We start from the raw sequence: 20632 nt of genomic DNA on the forward strand, positions 1-20632 counted from the left end.
ATGCGGTTCGGGATCCTGGGCACCACACGGGCATGGCGCGACGGCGCCGAGACCTCCAAGGGCGGCACCGGCGCCGAGACCTCCTCCGAGGGCGGCACCGACGCCGTCGCCGATGATGTCGCTGACGCCAACGGCATCGGGGACGAGGTCCGCGTCGGCGGCCCGGCCCGGCGGGCGCTGCTGGGACTGCTGCTCGCCCGCGCCGGCGAGGTGGTGACGGCCGACCTGCTGATCGACGACCTCTACGGCTCGCGGCCACCGGGAGGGGCGGCGCACGCCCTGCAGTCGCAGGTGTCCCGGCTCCGCCAGGTCCTGGGGCGCGAGGCCGAGATCGAGGCCGTCCCGTCGGGTTATCGGCTCGCGATCGATCCCGCCGACCTCGACGCACACCGCTTCGAGCGGCTCTCCGACGAGGGACGCCGGGCCCTGCTCGACGGCGACCCGGCGCGGGCGGCCGTACTGCTGCGGCGGGCCCTGGACCTGTGGCGGGGCCCCGCGCTCGCCGACGCCGCGGACGCCGCCTCCGTACAGGCCCTGGTGCTGCGGCTGGAGGAGCGCAGGCTCGGCGCGCTGGAGGACCGGATCGAGGCCGACCTCCGGCGGGGCGAGCACCGGGCCGCGGTGCCCGAGCTGCAGGAGCTGACCGCGAGGCACCCGCTGCGGGAGAGGCTCAGGAGCCTTCTCATGCGCGCGCTGCGGGCGGGCGGCAGGCAGGCGGAGGCGCTGCTCGCGTTCGAGGAGACGCGGCGGCTGCTCGCCGACGAGCTCGGCGCGGACCCCTCGGCCGAGCTCGCGGCCGTCCACCAGGAGCTGCTCAGGGGCGAGCGGCCGTACGAGCCGCCCGCGCCACCGGCGCAGCTGACCAGTTTCGTGGGCCGCGCCGAGGACCTGGCCGAGGTCACCCGGCTGCTCGGGACGGCCCGCCTGGTCACCCTGCTCGGCCCCGGCGGTGCGGGCAAGACCAGGCTCTCGATCGAGGTCGCGAGCGGGCTGCCGGACGTCTGCTTCGTCGAGCTCGCGGCGCTGCGCGACGGGCGGCAGCTACCGCAGACCCTGCTCGGCGCGCTCGGTCTGCGCGAGAGCGGGCTGCTCACCGTGCCCGAGGAGACGGAGCCCGTCTCCCGGCTGCTCGCGGCGCTGGCCGACCGGCCGCTGCTGCTCGTGCTCGACAACTGCGAACACATCGTGGAGGCGGCCTCGGACCTGGCCGCGCGGCTGCTCGCCGGATGTCCGGAGCTGCGCGTCCTGGCGACGAGCCGGGAGCCGCTCGGCATCACCGGCGAGAACCTGTGGCCGGTCCGGCCGCTCGGCCCGTCCCCCGCCGCGCGGCTCTTCGCCGACCGGGCCGCGGCGGTGCGCCCCGGTTTCGCGCTGGACGAGGCCGGGGCGGAGATCGTACGGCGGATCTGCGGCGAGCTCGACGGCCTGCCGCTCGCCATCGAGCTCGCGGCGGCCAGGGCCCGCACGTACGAGCTCCCCGAGCTCGCCGCCCGCCTGGACGACCGCTTCCGCCTGCTGTCGCGGGGCAGCCGCGCGGCCGACGCCAGGCACCGGACGCTGCGCGCGGTCGTGGCGTGGAGCTGGGACCTGCTGTCCGGGGCCGAGCAGGTGATGGCCAGGCGGCTGACGGTCTTCTCCGGCGGCGCGACCGCCGAGGCCGCGGCGCTGGTCTGCGGGGTGCCCGACGCCGAGGACGTGCTGGACTCCCTCGCCGACAAGTCCCTGGTGGAGGTGGGCGGCGGGCGCTATCGGATGCTCGACACGATCCACGCCTACTGCGCCGAGCAGCTGGAGGTGGCCGGGGAGTCCGAGGCCCTGCGGCGCGCGCACGCGGACCACTTCCTGGAGCTGGCGCGGGAGGCGGACCCCCACCTGCGGCGGGCCGAGCAGCTCCGCTGGCTGGAGATCCTCGGCGCGGAGCACGCCAACCTCCAGGCCGCGCTGCGCTGGACCGTCGAAACGGGGCAGGTCGAGCTCGCCCTCGGGCTGTTCGCCTGCCTGTCACCGTATTTCTGGATGCGCGGCATGCGGACCCTGGCGACGGCACCGGCGGTCGCGCTCCTGGACGTGATCGGTGACAGCCCACCCCCTGGGCTCGGGGACGGGTACGTGCTCTGTGCCCTGGTGGCGGCGGCCGGCGGCAGCGGCCGGGAGGCGTGGGAACGTCACCGGGCGACGGCCGAGGCGGTCGTCGTCGACCCCGGCCGGCCGCACCGCCACCCGATCATCACCTTCCTCTGGGCGATGATCAACTCCGGTGCGGAGGATTCGAGCGTCGCCCTCGCGGTGATCGAACGCGGGCGGGCGGGCGACGACCCCTGGGAGAGGGCCGTCGTCCACCTGCTGTGGGGATACCCGCACCTGGCGGCCGGGGACCTGGCGCGGGCCGAGGACGAGTTCACCTCGGCCGCCGAAGCCTTCCGCTCGCTGGGCGACCGGTGGGGGACGTCGCTCGCCCTGGACGCGCTGGCCGGTCTGGCGGCCCTGCGCGGCGACCCGGGGAAGGCGATCACCCTGACCGACGAGGCCCTCGCCCTCACCGAACGGCTCGGCGCCCTTGAGGACATCCCCGACCTGCTGTGCAACCGGGGCGACTACCGCGTCCAGGCCGCCCGGACCGGGAAGGACCCCGCGGGCACCGGTCTCCGGCGGGCGCGCGCCGACTACGAGCGGGCCGCCGAGATCGCCCGCCACGCGGGCAGCCCCACCTACCTGGCCGCGGCGCTGCGCGGCCTCGGCGACATCGCGCGGCTGGAGGGCGACCTGGCCGGGGCGCGCGCGCTGTACGAGCAGGCGCTCGACCGGTTCGAGACGCACTGGGTGCGGAGCGCGGGAAACCGGACGAGCGCGCTCCTCGGGCTCGGCAGGATCGCCGAGCTCTCCGGCGATCTCGCCGAGGCCCGCGCCCTGCACCGGCGGGCCGCCGAGGTGGCGGTGGAAACGGGGGCGGTCACCGAGAGCGCCCGCCCGGTCGAGGCCCTCGCGGGAATCGCCCTGCTCGAAGGGGACGCCCCCGGCGCCGCCCTGCTGCTCGGCGCGGCCGTCGCCCTGCGGGGAGTCGCCGACGAGGACGACCCGGACGCCTCCCGTACGGCCGCCGCCGCGCGGGCCGCGCTGGGCGAGACGCCCTACGAGGCCGCCCACCGCGAGGGCGCGCGGCTGTCCGGGACGGACGCGCTGCGCCTGGCCGGTGTCTCCGAGGCCCTCATCCGGACCTCACCGATCAGCGGCCTCACCGACCCCGAGCCGGTCCCGCCCGGCTGACCGGTACGCGGGCTCGCGGGGGCGCGGTTGTGCGGCTCACGGTTGTGCGGCTCGCGGTGAGCCTCCGGTGAGAGCGGTGAGCTCGCGGTGAGCGGGCGGTGAGCGCCCTCGGACAGGCTCGTCTCATGAACACCACACCGCGGCTCAAGAACAAGAACATCCTGATCTCGGGGGCCGGCGTCGCCGGTCCGGCGCTGGCCTACTGGCTGCACCGCCACGGTTTCACCCCCACGATCGTGGAACGGGCGCCCGGCGTCCGCGACGGCGGCTACGCGGTCGACTTCCGCGGCGAGGCACACCTCACCATGCTCGACCGGATGGGGGTCCTGGACGACATCCGGCGCGAGCGGACGAACATGGGCGCGATGACGTACGTCAACGAGGCAGGCAAGAAGCTCTCCAGCATGCCCGCCGACGTCTTCAGCGGCGACCTGGAGATCCTGCGCGGCGACCTGGGGCGCATCCTGTACGAGCACACCCGGGACCACGTCGAGTACATCTTCGACGACTCCATCACCGCGCTCACCGAGGACGCCCAGGGCGTTCAGGTCACCTTCGAGCGCGGTGGGCCGCGCCGGTTCGACCTGGTCGTGGGGGCCGACGGGCTGCACTCCAACGTCCGGGCGCTCGCGTTCGGGCCGGAGTCGCGGTTCGTGAAGGAGATGGGCCTGTACTGCGCGATCTTCACCACCGCCAACCACCTCGGCCTCGACCACACCGGGCAGATCTACAACACCCCCGGCAAGCTCGTCGGCATGTACAGCGCCCGGGGCAACACCGAGGCGAAGGCGACGTTCTACTTCGGCTCCTCGCCGCTGAGCTACGACCGCCGCGACACCGAGCGGCAGAAGAAGATCCTCGCCGAGGCGTTCGCCGGTGTCGGCTGGGAGACCCCCCGGCTGCTGGACGCGATGTGGGAGGCCCGGGACTTCTACTTCGACTCGATCAGCCAGGTCCACATGGACAGCTGGTCGGCCGGCCGGGTCACGCTGCTCGGGGACGCCGCCTACTGCGCCTCGCCGCTGTCGGGCATGGGCACCGGCCTGGCCATGATCGGTGCCTATGTCCTCGCCGGGGAACTGGCCGCCGCGGGTGGCGACCACCGCGCGGGCTTCGCCTCCTACGAGGAGGCCATGCGAGAGTACGCGGCGGGGTGCCAGAAGTCGGGCGACGGGGTGGGCAAGTGGATGGTTCCCGAGAGCCGCTTCATGGCCTGGTTCATCAACCAGAACTACAAGCTCCTGCCCTACGTGCCCTGGAAGGGCCTGATCGCCAAGGGCATCCGGCAGACGGCGAACGCCATCGCCCTGAAGGACTACGAGCGCTGACCCCGGCCGGACCTCGCACCGCCGTGAACCGTTCCGGAAGGAACCGCGCGGCGGCCGGATGGCCGGGTCGGCGGGGGGTGGCGGTGCCGACGAGATCGGCGAACCTCGAAAACCGTACGGTGTCCGGGTGGCCGCGTCAGCGGGTGGTGGCGCGGGCGGCGGTGTCGATGAGGTCGGCGACGGCGGCCGGCCGGGAGACGGTGACGGCGTGGGAGGCGTCGATCTCGACGCAGGTACTCGGCGTCCTCCCTCAGCCCGCGCAGCGGGTTGGCGACGGCGATGACCGGGTAGCCGCGGCGCTTGAGATCGGCCACCACGCCGTTCCAGCTCGCGGACTCGGCGAAGGCGCCGTGGACCAGGACGACGGTGGGGGTTCCCGCCGCGGCGGACTCGCGGGACGTGGTGCTCATGGGGCTTCCTCTCGGTAGGGAGAACGGCGTCGGCCGCCGTTTCGCCATGAAATATGCAATATATTGCTAGCACTGTCAACGCCTCGCCCCGGTTGAAGTTTCCCGCTCGGTGTGTGCAATATATTGCATGCCCATCCCGCACCACACTCCCGCCATCGACCGGCATCTCCTGCGTGACAACGTCTACCAGCGCCTGCGCGACGCCATCGTCGACGGCAGCCTCGCGCCCGGCGAGCAGTTACGCGACGTCGAGCTGGCGGCCTGGCTCGGGGTCAGCCGCACCCCGGTCCGCGAGGCACTGCTGCGTCTCGCGGAGGCCGGGCTGGTCGTGGCCCAGCCGGGACGCTCCACGACGGTGAGCTCGCTGAACCTGCGCGACATCCGTGAGGCCCGCGACGTGGTGGCGGCGATGCACGAGCTCGCCGTCCGCGAGGCGGTGGCCGACCTCACCGAAGCCGACCTCGACGCGATGCGCCAGGCCAACGACCGGTTCCGCGCGGCGATCGAGACCGGCGACGTCGAGGCGGCCCTGCGCGCCGACGACGAGCTGCACGGTGTCCCCGTGAGGGTGGCCTCGAACCGGGCGCTGACCTCGGTCCTCGACCAGTTCACGCCGGTGCTGCGCCGCGCCGAGCGGCTGCGCTTCTCGTCGCTGGGCGGACGCGCGTCCCTCGCCCGGCACGACAACCTGATCCGGCTCTGCGCCGCCGGAGACGCGGACCAGGCGGCGGCGGTCGCCTTCGACACCTGGCGCACGCTGCCCGCCACCGAGGAGTGAACATGCCCCTGTCCCGCTTCTCCGCCACCGGGAAGTGAGCACGGCCCTGTCAGACGTCCGGCTTCCCCGCCACCGAGGAGTGCGCATGGCCCTGTCCGATTTTCCCCGCCACCGGCTGACCTTCGGGCCGAGTCCCGTCCACCCGCTGCCACGGCTCACCCGGCACCTCGGCGGGGCGTCGGTCTGGGCGAAGCGCGAGGACTGCAACTCGGGGCTCGCGTATGGCGGCAACAAGACCCGCAAGCTCGAATACATCGTCCCCGACGCGCTCGCACAGGGCGCGGACACGCTGGTGTCGATCGGCGGGCACCAATCCAACCACACCCGCCAGGTCGCCGCCGTCGCCGCGTCGCTGGGGTTGAAGGCGGTGCTGGTGCAGGAGAACTGGGTCGACTGGCCCGACCCCGTCAACGACCGGGTCGGCAACATCATGCTGAGCCGGATCATGGGCGCCGAGGTCCGGCTCGACCCGGCCGGCTTCGGCATCGGTTTCAAGGACTCGTGGAACCGGGCGATCGAGGACGTGAAGGCGCGCGGCGGCACGCCGTACCCGATCCCCGCGGGCGCCTCCGACCACCGGCTCGGCGGGCTCGGGTTCGCGAACTGGGCGTACGAGGTGGCGGAGCAGGAACGCGAGCTGGGCGTCTTCTTCGACACCGTCGTGGTCTGCGCGGTCACCGGCTCGACCCAGGCCGGCATGATCGCCGGGTTCGCCGCGCTTGAGGAGGCCGGCGGACGGCCGCGCCGGGTGATCGGGATCGACGCCAGTGCGAAACTCGACGAGACCCGCGACCAGGTCGCCCGGATAGCGAGGGCCACGGCCGGGCTCGTCGGCGTCGGCCGGACCCTGCGGGACGACGAGATCACGATCCTGGACGGGTGGGCCGGCGACCTGTACGGGATCCCGGTGCGGTCGACCCTGGACGCGATCCGGCTCACCGGCGAGCTCGAAGGCGTGATCATCGACCCGGTCTACGAGGGCAAGTCGATGGCCGGCCTGATCGACCTCGTCACCGGTGGGGAGATCCCCCGCGACGCCACCGTCCTGTACGCGCACCTGGGCGGCCAGCCCGCGCTGAACGCCTACGGCGGCGTGTTCACCCACACGCGGCGGCTGACCTGACGCCGCGTGTTCATCCACACACGGCGACCGGTCTGACGACGGTCGCGGGTCAGGGGGCGCGGCTCACGGGTCGGGAGTCGCGGCCCACGGCCGGACGTCTCCGGAACCGCCCGCGCGCCATGGCCGTTGAAAACCACCGGCCACCAGCCACCGATCACCGGGAGGGCGACTCAGCTGAGACCCCCGTTGGCCTGGAGGTTCTGGCCGGTGAGCCAGCGGCCGTCGGGGCCCGCCAGGAAGGCCACGACGTCCGCGATGTCCGAGGGGTCGCCGAGGCGGGAGAGCGGGGTCAGGGCGGCGATCTGGGTCAGGAGCTCCTCCGGGTTGGTGCCGCGCAGCAGGTCGGTGTCCGTGGCGCCCGGGGAGACCGTGTTGACGGTGATGCCCCGCTCGCCGAGCTCGCGGGCCGCGACGGCGGTCAGCTGTTCGAGGGCGCCCTTGCTCGCCGCGTAGGGGGCGATGCCCGCCGCGGGGCGGACCGTGTTGAGGGTGGAGATGTTGACGATCCGGCCGCCGTCGCGCATGTGCTTGGCGGCGTACCGGATGGTGAGGAAGGCGGCCTTGGCGTTGACCGCCATGGAGCGGTCGTACATCTCCTCGGTGGTCTCCGCGATGGAGATCGGGGTGAAACTCAGCGCGGCGTTGTTGACCAGGATGTCGAGGCCGCCGAGAAGCTCCTCGGCGGTCTCCATCAGCCACTGCGCGGAGCCCCGCTTGCCGAGGTTGACCTGGACGGCGCGGGCGCTCCCGCCCGCCTCCTTGACCTTCCGCTCCACCTCGCCCGCGGACGTGGCGGCCTTCGCGTAGGTGAAGAGGACGTCCGCCCCGTCTCGGGCGAGACGCTCCACGATCGCCCGGCCGATGCCCCGCGATCCCCCGGTGACCACCGCCGTCTTGCCCTCCAGCACCGCCATAACGACCTCCGCGCCTCTCCCGTGATTTCCTCAGCCGTCCTCCGGGCCGTCGCGGGCCCTCGCCCCCGCGTCCCGCACTCCCCTTTCAAGCCCCTTTATCCCCTTTTAAGACCTCCCCTGCGAGGCGCCCCCTTTTGTGGCGCCCTATATGAAACGCCCTTCGAGGCTCTCGATCCCCCGCGGCTTCGGGCCTCGGCGTCGAACCTATGATCGACCGGCGTGGTTGTCGATGCCTGTCCGCGCCAGGTCCGGAGGCCGTGCCGGCCCCCGCGAGCCCGGCGGCGACGGGGTCGGGGAAACCGGGGGATTGGCGCGTTCCAGATCCGTGATGCTCCTGGTGTGGCGGAGTTTCGGTCCCACGACCTAATCTGCCCACCATGACCACCGATGGGCGCTCGGCGCACATTCTCGACGTCCTGATCACCGAGTTCGGTGATTCCATGAAGCGCGACCCCGCCGCCTTCCGGCGCAAGTTCCGGAAGATGGCCGCCTCGCCCTTCGCCTTCTACCGGGGCAGTGCCTGCCTCTTCTACGCGGACATGACCGGCACGTTCGCCGACGACGCCTTCCTCGACGAGCAGACGCGGCGCGTCTGGATCCACGGTGACCTGCACGCCGAGAACTTCGGCACCTACATGAACGCCTCGGGCGTCCTGGTGTTCAACGTCAACGACTTCGACGAGGCCTACGTCGGCCCGTACATCTGGGACCTGCGGCGGTTCGCGGCCAGCGTCGCGCTCATCGGGTACGCCAAGGCGCTGTCGGACGACGTCATCGGCGATCTGGTGACCGAGTTCGCCCACTCGTACCTCTCGGAGCTGCACGGCATCTCCGAAGGCGGGGACGACGCGATCGGCTCGCTCACCCTGGACACCACGAGCGGGGTGCTCCACCGGGTGCTGCAGCTCGCCCGGCTGAACACCCGGGTGGCGCTGCTGGACCTGGAGACCACCGTCGAGAACTTCGACCGCAGGTTCGCCGTCATGGACGGCCGCTATCCGGTGGACCAGGAGACCCGTGAGGCGGTGGAGGTGGCCTTCCTCGACTATCTGACGACCCTTCCCACGGTCTCCGAGGTCGAGCACAAGATCAAGGACTTCGCGCTGCGCACCGGCATCGGGATCGGCTCGGCCGGGCTGCCCTCGTACAACATGCTGCTTGAGGGGCACACCCAGGCCCTGGAGAACGACGTCATCCTCTACATGAAGCAGGCCCAGGTTCCGGCCGTGGCGCGGCACATCACCGACGAGAAGGTGCACGGCTACTTCAAGCACCAGGGTCACCGCACCGCCGAGTCGCAGCGGGCCCTGCAGGCGTACGCCGACCCGTGGCTCGGCTACACCACGCTGAACGGCGTCGGCCAGATGGTCGCCGAGGTCTCCCCCTACTCCGCCGACCTGAACTGGGGCGACGTCAACGAGCCGGACGAGCTGGCCTCGGTCGTCCGCGACCTGGGCCGGGCCGTGGCCAGGATGCACTCGGTGGCCGACGACGAGTCCAGCCACGACCTGGTCGACTTCTCCACCGAGGACGCGATCGTGGCCGTGATCGGCGGCGACACCGACGGCTTCACCGGCAACCTCGTCGGCTTCGCCCACTCCTACGGGGCGCGGGCCAGGGCCGACCACGGGCTCTTCGTCGACCTGTTCAGGAACGGCCGCCTCCCCGGCCTCTGACCGTCCGCTCCCCGGCCACTCGACCTCCGACCGCCCGGCTCCCGGCGGGTTCCCGGTCTCCGTGAAACGCCCTCCCGGTGCCGGGCACGCCTCAGCGCCGCTCCGCCTCCGCCTCGGCCCGGTCTCCGGCCTCGCGGGCCTCGGCGTGATGGCAGGCGACCTGGGCGGCGGCCAAGGACGGCAGGACGGGCAGCGTCCGTGACACGCACAGCCCGTCGACCCCCGTCTCGGCCGCCGCGCCCGAGGCCAGGACCTGGCAGCGCGGGTGGAAGCGGCAGCCCCGCGGGATCCGGGTCGGGTCCGGCGGCTCGCCGCCCAGCACCACGGGCGACGGCGACTCCGGCAGGACCGACAGCAGCGCCTGGGTGTACGGGTGCGACGGCTCGGTGAGGATCCGCTCCACGGGTCCCGACTCGACGATCCTGCCGAGATACATCACCGCGACGCGGTCGGCGATGTTCCAGGCCAGCCCGAGGTCGTGGGTGACGACCAGCGCCGACAGGCCCAGCTCGTCGCGGAGGCGGAGCAGCAGCGCGAGGATCTCGCCGCGCACCGACGCGTCCAGCGAGGCCACCGGCTCGTCGGCGACCAGCACCCTGGGGTCGAGCGCGAGGGCCCCGGCGATGACGACGCGCTGGCGCTGGCCGCCGGACAGCTCGTGCGGGTAGCGGTTGAAGAACCGTTCGGGGGGCCGCAGCCCGGCGCGCGACAGCGCCGACGCGACCCGCTCCCCCTCCGCGGGCAGGCGGTGGACGCGCGGCCCCTCGGCCACCGCCTCGTAGACGGTGTGCCGGGGGTTGAGCGACCCCGTGGGGTCCTGGAGGACGAGCTGCACCTCGCGCCGGTGGGCCCGCAGCGCGCGCGAGGAGTAGGCCAGCGGGACCCCGCCGTACAGGACCGTCCCCGAGGCGGGCCGTTCCAGGCCGAGCAGGGTGCGGGCCAGCGTCGTCTTGCCGCAGCCGGACTCGCCGACCAGCGCGACGATCTCCCCCTGTCCCACGACGAGGTTCACCCCGTCCACCGCGCGGGCACGGCGCCCGCGCGAGGCGAACTCCACCCGCAGGTCCCGCGCTTCGAGCAGGGTCATCGGGCCTCCCGGTCGACGCGGACGTGAACGCACGCGGCGGTGTGCGCCGCCTCGGTACGGCCCTCGGCACGGTCCACCGGCCAGAGCTCGACCGGTTCCGACGCGCACGAGACGAGCGACACCGGGCAGCGGGGATGGAAGGAGCACCCCGCGGGCAGGTGGGCCGGGTCGGGCGGGTCGCCGCCCAGCCCCCTGGGCGCCATCCTGGAGGCGGGGTCGCCGACGGTGGGGAAGGCCTCGGCCAGCGCCCTGCCGTAGGGGTGCCTGGCGTCCCCGAAGACCTCGTGCGAGGGGCCGGACTCGACCACGCGGCCCGCGTACATGACCGCGAGCCGGTCGCACGTCGCGGCCAGGACCGACAGGTCGTGAGAGATCATGACGAGGCCGATCCCGTGCTCGGCGACGAGCGAGCGGATCAGCGAGAGCACCTGCGCCTGGATCATCACGTCCAGCGCGGTGGTCGGCTCGTCGGCGACGATCAGGCGCGGGGAGCAGGCGAGCGCCATGGCGATCATCACGCGCTGGCGCTGCCCGCCGGACAGCTCGTGCGGGTAGCCGCGCGCCCGCCAGGCGGGCAGGCCGACCTGCTCCAGCAGCTCCGCCGTCCTGCGCCGCGCCGCCGCGCCGGTCGCCATGCCGTGCACCCGCAGCGGCTCGGCGATCTGGTCGCCGATCCCGCGCACCGGGTTCAGGGCGTGCTGGGCGCCCTGGAAGACCAGGGAGGCCGACGCCCACCGGACCGCGCGCAGCCGCCCCCAGCTCATCGTGAGAACGTCCTCACCGTCCAGCAGGATCTCCCCGGACACCAGCGTGTCCCTGGGCAGCAGCCGCAGCAGCGACATGGCCAGCGTCGACTTGCCCGACCCCGACTCCCCCGCCACGCCGAGGGCCTCGCCCTCCGCGAGGGCGAGCGAGACGCCCCGCACGGCGGGGACGTCCCCGGCCGCGCTCCGGTAGGTCACCGCCACGTCGCGCAGTTCGAGCAGGGTCACGAGGCTCCCCGAAGGCGTGGGTTGAGTACGGTCTCCAGGGCGCGTCCGCACAGGGTGAACGCCAGGACGACCAGGACGATGCACAGGCCGGGCGGCAGCACGTACCACCAGGCGCCCGAGGTGGCCGCGCCCCAGTCGTAAGAGCCGCGCAGCATGCCGCCCCACGACACCTGGCCGGAGTCGGCGCCCAGGAAGGCGAGGGTGGACTCGGTGACGATGGCGCTGGCCACCGTGAGGGTGGTGTTGGCCAGGACCAGCGGGGCGACGTTCGGCAGCACGTGCCGGGTCATGACGTGCCAGTGTCCCGCGCCCAGCGCCCTGGACCTCTCGATGTAGGGCCTGGCCTCGACCGCCAGCGTCTGGGCCCGGATCAGCCTCGCCGTGGAGGCCCAGGAGGTCACCCCGATCGCCAGGATGATCGTGGACGCGCCGCCGCCGAGCACGGCCGCGAGGACCAGGGCGAGGACCAGGGCGGGCAGCAGCAGGAACCAGTCGGTGACGCGCATCAGCACGGCCGAGACCCAGCCGCGGAAGTGCCCGGCCGCGATGCCGAAGACCGTGCCGATCACCATGCTGAGCAGCGCCGACATGAACCCGATGAGCAGCGAGACCCGCGCGCCCCACAGGAGCATGAGCAGGACCGAGCGACCGGACTCGTCGGTGCCGAGCGGGAGGTCCGCGCTCGGCGGTGCCAGCTTGGCGCCCGTCGCCCTGGTCACGTCCATCCCCGACGGGTCGGTGACCAGCGGCGTGACGAGGGCCGCCAGGACGGCGACGAGCAGGATCGCCGCGCCGTACAACCCGGCCCTGTTCCCGCCGTACGCGCGGAGGAACCGCGCGAGCGCGGCGCGGCGGCGCGCCCTGGCGATCGCGTGCGACCTCCCGGCGGCGGCACCGGTCGCGCTCGGGGCTCCCGCGGCACCGCCGGTCGCGTCCCTTCCCGCTGGGCCGTCCTTCCTCTGGACCCTCTGGACCTTATGGACCTCATGGCCTCTCTGGACGCCGTCCCTGGGGCCTTCGCCCCTCGCGTCCTCCTCCTTCGTGCTCACGCCGACCTCACCCTCGGATCCAGGACGTGGTAGACCACGTCGGCCAGCGTGTTCATGACGATCACCGCGACGCAGACGAGCATGAAGGTCCCCTGCATGACCGCGTAGTCGAGTCCTTTGATCGCCTCGACGAACAGCAGGCCGAGGCCGGGCCAGGAGTAGACGAACTCCACCGAGACCGCGCCGCCGACCACGAAGCCGATCTGCATGAAGACCAGGGTCACCGTCGGCAGCAGCGCGTTCGGCACCGCGTGGCGGCGCCGGACGTCGTCGTCGCGCAGGCCCTTGGCGCGGGCGGTGGTCACGTAGTCCTGGCCGATCTCGTCGAGCAGCGAGGAGCGCATGACCAGCAGGTACTGCGCGTAGACGACGGCGACCAGGGTGAGGCACGGCAGCGCCAGGTGGTGGGCGACGTGCAGGAGGTGGAGCGGCCCGTCCGGCGCGTCGACGTCCTCCATCCCCCGGGTGGGGAACAGGCCGGGGATCGGCCCCATCCCGGCGGCGAGGACCATGAGCAGCAGCAGTCCCAGCCAGAAGGTCGGCACCGACCACAGGGTCAGCGCGGTCCCCGTGGAGAAGCGGTCGAACCGGCCGCCGTGCCGCCAGGCGGCCCTGGTGCCCTGCCACATGCCCAGGCCGACCGCGACGGCGAGCCCGGTGCCCACCAGCAGCAGCGTCGGCCCCACCCGCTCGCCGATGAGCTCGGCGACCGGCCTGCGGTACTCGTACGAGGTGCCGAGGTCCAGCCGCAGGGTTCGCAGGACGAAGTCCAGGAACTGCCCGCCCAGCGGCCTGTCCAGGCCCATCTGCCGCCTGAGCAGGGCGAGCTGCTCCGGGGTGACCGGCACGTCGCGGGTGTAGGCGATGGTGGGGTCGCCGGGGATCAGGCGGAACAGGAAGAACGTCGCGACGATCACCAGCCCGATGCCGAGCAGCGCCCCGCCGAGCTTGGCCAGCGCGTAGCGCGCCACGCTCCGGCGGGTGCCGCCTCGTCCCTCTTGCGGCGGTGCCTTCGTCGGCTCGCCCGGCGGTGTGCTCATCGGCCGCTACTCGCGGTCGTCGGCGGTGGCGCGGCGCCGCCTGGCGAGGAGGAGGACCCCGGCTCCGGCGAGCACGACGGCGGCCACCGCCACCACGGCCCGGACGACACCGGCCGAGTCGTCCTCGGCCGGGACCGCGCGCTCCACCGCCCGCAGGGAGTAGACCGGCCAGTAGCCGCTCCCGCCGTACAGGATGCCCTTGTCCTCCGGGATCGAGGTGATGGAGGCGATCCGGTCCTTGCGGTAGCCCTCCAGGTTGTTGGGGTAGTAGAGCGCGATGACGGGGGCCTCGGTGTAGAGCCGCTCCTGCATCCGCTTGATCAGTTCGACGCGCGCCGGCCTGTCGAGCTCGGCCAGTTGCTCCTGGTAGAGCCTCTCGAACTCGTCGTCGCAGAAGAACGACTCGGTGCCGCCGCCCTCGCCGCTCGCGGTGGGCCTGCGGCTGCACAGGTGGGTGGCGAGGACCTCCTCCGGGTCCGGGTTGACCGACCAGCCGCTGATCGCGATGTCGTAGAGCGCCGTGCCGCCCGTCTCCTCGGTGAACTTGTTGGAGTCGAGCCTGCGGGTGGTGATCTGGATGCCGATCTGCCTGAGCCAGCCGGTGAGGAACTGGGCGAGCTTGTCCTCGACGGGGTCCTCGGTGTGGATGCTGAAGCGCATCTCCAGCCTGCGCCCCCCACCGGGCATGGTCCTGATCCCGTCGGCGCCCTTGGCGTACCCGGCCTCGTCGAGGACGCGGTTGGCCTCGGCCAGGTCGAAGGCGACGACCTTGTCGCCCTCGGCCCTCCAGAAGAACTCCTCGTACATCGGCGGGATGATCGAGCCGTCGGCCGGGACGGCGAGCCCGTTCTGCACCTGCGTGGCGAGGGTCTCCTTGTCGATCGCGTGGTGGATCGCCCTGCGCACCCTGACGTCCTTCAGCGCGGGGTGCCCGTCGCCGATCGGCTCGCCGCCCGCCGTCGCGGCGCCCGGGTTGAGCTGCAGGTAGCTGGCGCGGCGGCCCTGGGTGTTCCACCGCACGAGGTTCGGGTCACCCTCGAGGGCCCCGAACTGCGGGGGCGCCAGCCGCCCGATCCAGTCGACGTCGCCCTTCCTCAGCCCGGCACCGGCCGCCTCGGGGTTCTCGTAGAAGACGACGTGCAGCTCGTCGATGCCGGGAGCGCCGCGCCAGTACGACGGGTTGGCCCGCAGCTTCACGTAGTTGTTCTTGCTGTGCTCGACGGCGATGTAGGGCCCGCTGCCGACGGCGGGGTACGTCTCGTTCTCGAAGGCGCCGATGTCGGGAACGCGCTCCCACACGTGCCTGGGCACGATCGGGACCGGCAGCTCCAGCATCGAGGCCTGCGGCTTCTTCGTCCTTATGACGAGGGTCCGGTCGTCGGGCGCCGTCACGGTGTCGAAGTTCTCGACGGCGGGGCCGTTCGCCGTCTTGGCCGCGTCGTCCGTCATGATCTTGTTGAAGGTCCACGCGGCGTCCCCCGCGGTGATCGGCCTGCCGTCCGACCAGGTGGCACCGGACCGGATCGTGAAGGTCCAGGTCAGCTTGTCCGGTGACGTCTTCCACGATTCGGCGAGGTCGGGGCTCGGCTTCAGGGTCTTCGAGTCGGGCACCGTGAGGTAGCCGTACGTCCAGCGGTGGATCGACGTCGAGATCAGCCGGACCGCCAGGAACGGGTTCATCGAGTCCATGCTCTGCGTCGCGCCGAGCCGCACGATCTTCTTCTGTTGAGGTGACGCGTGTGCCATGGGGAGGGCCGTAGCCGACAGCGCCATCGACAGTCCCAGGCCCAGCACCGCCAGGCGCGCACCCGTTCTGAGCATGCCGTACCCCACCTTCGGATCGGTGACTCCCTGACAACGAAGGCACACCATATAAACGGCGCGTGTCAACGAGCGGTGGAAAATTGTTTCACTCTCGTTTTATTTAGCGACATTATTTTTCAGATTCCTTGGCACGAAGCGACATAAAAGGGATTAAGCATCATAAAGGGGACGCGCAAACCCGCAGAACCGACCGGTTGGTATGGACGAGGTCATCGGGGGTGCGGCATGCTACAGAACATGACTCTGTTCTCGGTGGAAGGCAAGACCGTCGTCGTCACGGGCGGCTCCCGGGGAATCGGCCGGATGATCGCGGCCGGGTTCGTCGACGCGGGGGCCACGGTTTACATCTCCTCGCGGAAGGCGGCCGAGGTCGGCAAGACGGCCGCCGAGCTGGGGTGCACCGCGATCCCCGCCGACCTGTCCACGGAGGACGGGGTGTCCGCGCTGTTCGAGGCCGTCGCGGAGCGGGAGTCCCGGCTCGACGTGCTGGTGAACAACGCCGGGGCGACCTGGGGCGCGCCGCTGGAGGAGTACCCCGAGCAGGCCTTCGACAAGCTCTGGGGGATCAACGTCAAGGGCGTGTTCTACCTGACCCAGCGGTTCCTGCCGCTGCTGCGAGCCGCCGCGAGCCCCGAGGACCCGGCCAGGGTGATCAACATCGGCTCGGTGGACGGCCTCCGGGTGCCGACGATGGAGAACTACGCGTACTCGGCGGCCAAGGCGGCCGTGCACATGCTCACCCGGCACCTGTCCCAGCGGCTCGCCAGGGAGTCGATCACGGTCAACGCGATCGCCCCGGGGCCGTTCGAGTCGAAGATGATGGCCTTCGCGCTCGACGACCCGGAGATGCGCGCGGCGGTCGCCTCCCACGTCCCGATGGGCAGGATCGGCAGCCCCGAGGACATGGCGGGCGCCGCGATCTACCTGTCCTCACGCGCGGGCGCCTACCTCACCGGGGCCGTGATCCCGGTCGACGGCGGCATCTCCGGTCAAGCGTGAGCCAGGCGCGGCCCTCGGAGACTCGCCGGAAAAATCGGACTCTTCCCCCAAGAGCCAACTACCAGCATCTTTAGCCCCAAAAACCCCAAAAGCACTATCCGTAACACAAGTGTAAAATTTTACCCCTTGCCGTCATTTCTTTCAGATGACAGCTTTGCTTCATGCTGAAGCGTTTCAAGGTGATGGCGCCGGTCGCACTGGCCGTCGCCATCGCCCTTCCCGCCGGAGCCGCCCAGGCGGACCCCACCCCGGCCGCACTCCCCGTGACCACCTGTGACGCTACCCAGACGCCCCCGGCGTACAACGGCAAGGTGCCGACGCCGAAGAGCGTCCTCGGCTTCGAGCTCGGTGAGCGGGAGGTCACCTCGGCCGAGTCGGACACCCTGCTCACCGCGATCGACAGGGCCAGCGACCGGGTCGTCTCCGGCACCCTGGCCACGACCGCCGAGGGACGCCCGCTGAAGTACGCGATCGTCGGCACCTCGCAGAACATCAGGAACCTGCGCGCGATCGAGACCTCGATCAAGCTGCTGCGCAACCCCCTCACCCCCGCCTCCGCGGCGAAGGTCCTCGCCAGGAACACGCCCGCGATCCTGTGGATCGCCGGGAACGTGCACGGCGGCGAGGAGAGCGGCACCGACGCGGCGCTGAGGACCCTGCACGACCTGGCCGGACGGGACGACTGCGCGGCCAGGCGCATCCTGGACAACGCCGTCGTGGTGATCCTGCCGACGCAGAACCCCGACGGCCGCGAGGCCGACACCCGGCGCAACGCCTACTCGTTCGACATGAACCGCGACTGGTTCGCGCGGACCCAGCCGGAGACCGACGGCAAGATCGAGCTGATGCGCAAGTATCCGCCGCAGCTCTTCATCGACGCCCACGAGATGGGCGGCACCGAGTTCTTCTTCCCGCCGAACGCCGACCCGTTCTACCACGACATCGCCGAGCCGACGATCGACTGGATCAACAACACCTACGGCGCCGCGATGATCGACGAGTTCACCGGGCGCGGGATCCCGTTCTTCAACCGCGACGTCTACGACATGTTCTACATGGGCTACGGCGACACGGTCCCGACGGCCGGGTTCAACGCGGCGGGCATGACGTTCGAGAAGGGAAGCTCCTCCCCGATCGCCACCCGGGCCTTCGAGCAGTGGCTCACCCAGTGGGTCTCGCTCTCGGCCGCCGCGGCCAAGAAGACCGAGATCCTCACCACCTGGCACCGCATGTACGCCGACGCGCTCAAGCAGGGCCTCGACGGCAAGCTGGAGCCGAACCAGGTCTACAACCCGGGCAACGAGGTCATCACCCAGGTCCCCGACCGCAAGGTGCGCCACTACTTCCTGCGCGCCGACGACCCGGCCAAGAAGGCGGAGACCGAGCTGATCGTCCGGCGGCTCCAGCGCATGGACGTCCAGGTGTTCAAGCTGGCCCTGCCGCTCACGGTCAAGGACTACAAGGCGTACGGCAGGCCCGAGGCGAGGACCACCCTGCCCAGGGGCACCTACTGGATCCCGATGGCCCAGGGCCAGAAGCACTGGATCCAGGCCATGCTGAACGAGGACACCTACACGCCGTTCCCGTACTTCTACGACGTGACCGCGTGGAGCATGCCGCTGCTCGGCAACGTCTCCGGCGGGTCCTCCGGCCAGGTGCTGCTGCCCCTCGCGGCGCCGGTCCAGTCTGTGGACGCCCCGTCCACCAAGGTGACCACCTCCCGCAGGATCGGGGTCCTGCAGCTGTCCGGCGGCACGGCGCAGAACGCCGCCGAGTCCTCCGGCTGGCTCCGGCACCGCCTCGACCGCGACTGGAAGCTGCCCTACACGGTGCTCACCCCGGCCGACGTCGCCGCGGGCAAGCTCACCGGGCTTGACGTGGTGCTCGTGCCAGACGGCTCGGCCAACGCGGCGAACACCGCGCTCGGCGACACCGGGCGCGCGGCACTGCGCGACTGGGTCGGCGGCGGCGGGCGGTACGTCGGCTGGGCGGGCGGCACCCAGCTCGCCGTCCTGGCCGGTGTCTCCGGCGTGACGCTGACCGAGCCGACCTCGGACATCCCCGGCTCGCTCTTCAGGACCACCGTGGCCTCCGGCCCGCTGAGCAAGGGCGTCGGGTCGAGCGTCATGCAGTTCTACGCGTACGACCTGATCATGCGCGCCGCCAGCCCGGCGCACGTGGTGTCCTCCTACCCGGCCGTGAACTCGCCCGACTGGTACCAGTCCGGTTTCGCGCTGGGCGCCGAGGAGCTCGGCGGCACGGCGGCCGCGGTCGACGAGCCGGTGGGCAACGGTCACGCGGTGCTGTTCGCCGCCGAGCCGAACTTCCGCGCCTTCACCGACGGCACGGCGAAGCTCGTGTCCAACGCGATCACCGCCGACCTGCCGTCCGCCTCCGCGAGCGCGCGGGCGCTGCCCTCCGTTCCCTCCGTTCCCTCCGTTCCCGAGGCCTCGCGGGCCGCCGCGGCCATCCCGGACCGCGGTGCGCCGATCCGCGTCACGGTTCCCGCGGCCGACCGTGACAAGGTCGTCGCGGCGCTGAAGGGCTTCGGCGCCACCTGGACCGAGCAGCCCGCCACCGGCGGAGCCGTCCGGTTCACCGTCGCCAACCCCGAGGAGCTCGACCTGCACGAACACCCCTGGGCCAGGAAGCTCCCCGGTGCCCTGCGCACCGCCGGGGTCTCCCCGCTCGCGGTGGTGATGCCGCAGTAACACCTTTCGTCAGCGGTACGGCGCGCGTCCCCCTTCCCCGGGACGCGCGCCGTCGCTTTTCTCGTACGGGACGGCTCAGAGCGCCTCGGCCAGGGCACGGGCCAGGTTGGCGGCGGCCCCGGGCGCGTACCGCAGGAACAGGTACGGCTCGGTGAGCTCGATCTCGATGAGAGCCGGGCTTCCGTCGGCGAGGCGGACCAGGTCCACCCGGGCGTAGAGCACCCCGGGGAACTCACCGAGCACCCGCTCGGCCAGGGCGAACTGGTCGGATTCGGGGACGCGCAATTCCCCGTGGTCGTTCCCCTGCCCCGGCCTGGTGGCGCTCTCCACCAGCATCGCGTTGCGCCGGACGGCGTGACTGAACCGGCCGCCGAAGTACAGCAGCGAGGTCTCCCCCTCGGTCTCGACCATGTCCAGGTACGGCTGGATCATCGCGGTCCGCCCTCCGGCGGCCAGCCGGGCCGCGTGGGCCTCGGCCTCCTCGCGATCCTTGGTCCTGATCGTGTCGCGGGCCCCCGCCGAGATCGAGGGCTTGACCACGTACTCGTCCAGGACGGGAAAGTCCACGGCCTCCCCCGGCCCGACCCAGTAGGTCGGGATGGACGGCACATCCAGCTCCCGCAGGTAGGTCTTGTCGGTGTTGCGCTCCAGCACGGCCGCCGGATTGAGCACCCGCGTGACCGACTCCGTCCGTTGGGCCCACGCGAGGAACTCCGCCCGCCGCTCCACGTAGTCCCAGGGCGTACGAATCACAACGCCGTCGAACGCGGCCCAGTCGACCTCGGGATCGTCCCACCGCACGATCTCCCCGGCGATCCCCTCCCCGGCCCACGCCGCGACGACGACCTCCTTCTCGTCGTCGCTCCCCTCCGGGTCGGCAAAGGTCACATACGCTGCGGAAACCCCCACGAAAACCTCCTACGTCAGCACCAAATCACTAGAAGGCACCTTACCTAGGGGTGTACGCCGGGCTATGAGTGGGCTGTGTGGGTGCGGACCGGCTCGCGTCGTGCTGTCTTCGCGGATGTTGGACCGTACGGACTCACGTCGTGCTGTCCGTGCGGATGTGGAACGTACGGACTCGCGTCGCGCCGTCCGTGCGCGTTCCGGTGGGCGGGTGCTCCGGCCGGCCGTCTCGGTGGCCGTCTCGTCGGTCAGGCCTCCGGCCTGGCGGGCGCGATGGTTACGGATTCCTGCAAGCCGGCCGGGACACCCACCTCCGCACCTCCCATCCCACCGCACCCCGCGCGGACCGTAGCCGCTCCCTCTCCGACGGCCCATCGATCTCACCGCCGCCGAAGCGACCGTCACGTGCCGTACGGGCTCCGCCGCCGTAGCTGACGCGTCGCTTTCGAAAGGAGCGCATGGCCGGGCGTCTCGCGTACCTCGTCCAGGTCCGGCGCGTTGCCCGTATGTTTTTAGGATACAACTGTATCC

General features: G+C 71.8%; 14 protein-coding genes. 7 read left to right on the forward strand and 7 right to left on the reverse strand.

The window, feature by feature from the left end:
• The 4 genes from ACSC1Q_RS23185 to ACSC1Q_RS23200 all read left to right on the forward strand — a co-directional run bounded on the left by ACSC1Q_RS23185 (nucleotide 1) and on the right by ACSC1Q_RS23200 (nucleotide 6903).
• On the forward strand, nucleotides 1–3264 hold the full coding sequence (locus ACSC1Q_RS23185; protein ID WP_436760792.1) for an AfsR/SARP family transcriptional regulator: 3264 nt from the start codon (nucleotides 1–3) through the stop codon (nucleotides 3262–3264).
• A gap of 125 nt (nucleotides 3265–3389) precedes the next feature.
• Nucleotides 3390–4592: an FAD-dependent monooxygenase gene (locus ACSC1Q_RS23190; protein ID WP_436760793.1), complete on the forward strand. Its 1203-nt coding sequence runs from the start codon at nucleotides 3390–3392 to the stop codon at nucleotides 4590–4592.
• A 537-nt stretch (nucleotides 4593–5129) separates the two neighbouring features.
• A complete protein-coding gene (locus ACSC1Q_RS23195; protein WP_436760794.1) occupies nucleotides 5130–5780 on the forward strand; it encodes a GntR family transcriptional regulator in 651 nt (216 codons plus the stop codon).
• 85 nt (nucleotides 5781–5865) lie between these two features.
• Nucleotides 5866–6903, forward strand: a complete 1038-nt coding sequence (locus tag ACSC1Q_RS23200; protein ID WP_436760795.1) for a 1-aminocyclopropane-1-carboxylate deaminase — start codon at nucleotides 5866–5868, stop codon at nucleotides 6901–6903.
• 170 nt (nucleotides 6904–7073) lie between these two features.
• Here ACSC1Q_RS23200 and ACSC1Q_RS23205 read toward each other — a convergent pair whose 3' ends face one another.
• Complete coding sequence (locus ACSC1Q_RS23205) at nucleotides 7074–7817, reverse strand: SDR family NAD(P)-dependent oxidoreductase (protein WP_436760796.1); 744 nt, start codon at nucleotides 7815–7817, stop codon at nucleotides 7074–7076.
• Nucleotides 7818–8194: 377 nt separating this feature from the next.
• Between ACSC1Q_RS23205 and ACSC1Q_RS23210 the strand changes: the two genes are divergently transcribed.
• Nucleotides 8195–9493, forward strand: a complete 1299-nt coding sequence (locus ACSC1Q_RS23210) for a DUF2252 domain-containing protein (RefSeq protein ID WP_436760797.1) — start codon at nucleotides 8195–8197, stop codon at nucleotides 9491–9493.
• 91 nt (nucleotides 9494–9584) lie between these two features.
• Here the strand turns inward: ACSC1Q_RS23210 and ACSC1Q_RS23215 are convergent, their stop codons facing one another.
• From ACSC1Q_RS23215 to ACSC1Q_RS23235, 5 genes are all read right to left on the reverse strand, one after another.
• Entirely contained in the window at nucleotides 9585–10580 is a 996-nt protein-coding gene (locus ACSC1Q_RS23215) for an ABC transporter ATP-binding protein (RefSeq protein WP_436760798.1), read from the reverse strand.
• Entirely contained in the window at nucleotides 10577–11572 is a 996-nt protein-coding gene (locus ACSC1Q_RS23220; protein WP_436760799.1) for an ABC transporter ATP-binding protein, read from the reverse strand. Before ACSC1Q_RS23220 ends, ACSC1Q_RS23215 begins: the two co-directional genes overlap by 4 nt.
• Nucleotides 11569–12441, reverse strand: coding sequence for an ABC transporter permease (locus tag ACSC1Q_RS23225; protein ID WP_436760857.1), 873 nt, complete (start codon nucleotides 12439–12441; stop codon nucleotides 11569–11571). The genes ACSC1Q_RS23220 and ACSC1Q_RS23225 overlap by 4 nt, the downstream gene beginning before the upstream one ends.
• A gap of 176 nt (nucleotides 12442–12617) precedes the next feature.
• Entirely contained in the window at nucleotides 12618–13661 is a 1044-nt protein-coding gene (locus tag ACSC1Q_RS23230; protein ID WP_436760800.1) for an ABC transporter permease, read from the reverse strand.
• Between the two features lie 6 nt (nucleotides 13662–13667).
• Nucleotides 13668–15482, reverse strand: coding sequence for an ABC transporter substrate-binding protein (locus tag ACSC1Q_RS23235; protein ID WP_436760801.1), 1815 nt, complete (start codon nucleotides 15480–15482; stop codon nucleotides 13668–13670).
• A 240-nt stretch (nucleotides 15483–15722) separates the two neighbouring features.
• Here ACSC1Q_RS23235 and ACSC1Q_RS23240 point away from each other — a divergent pair, with 240 nt between their 5' ends.
• Nucleotides 15723–16484, forward strand: coding sequence for an SDR family oxidoreductase (locus ACSC1Q_RS23240; protein WP_436760802.1), 762 nt, complete (start codon nucleotides 15723–15725; stop codon nucleotides 16482–16484).
• 161 nt (nucleotides 16485–16645) lie between these two features.
• The gene (locus ACSC1Q_RS23245; RefSeq protein ID WP_436760803.1) at nucleotides 16646–19195 is read left to right on the forward strand and encodes a M14 family zinc carboxypeptidase; all 2550 of its coding nucleotides are present in this window, start codon (nucleotides 16646–16648) and stop codon (nucleotides 19193–19195) included.
• 75 nt (nucleotides 19196–19270) lie between these two features.
• Here the strand turns inward: ACSC1Q_RS23245 and ACSC1Q_RS23250 are convergent, their stop codons facing one another.
• Nucleotides 19271–20104 (reverse strand): ATP-grasp domain-containing protein, encoded by an 834-nt coding sequence (locus tag ACSC1Q_RS23250; protein WP_436760804.1) that lies wholly within the window; start codon nucleotides 20102–20104, stop codon nucleotides 19271–19273.
• Nucleotides 20105–20632: the final 528 nt, after the last annotated feature.

It is taken from the genome of Streptosporangium heterodermiicola (genome assembly GCF_051390675.1).
Lineage (GTDB): Bacteria > Actinomycetota > Actinomycetes > Streptosporangiales > Streptosporangiaceae > Streptosporangium.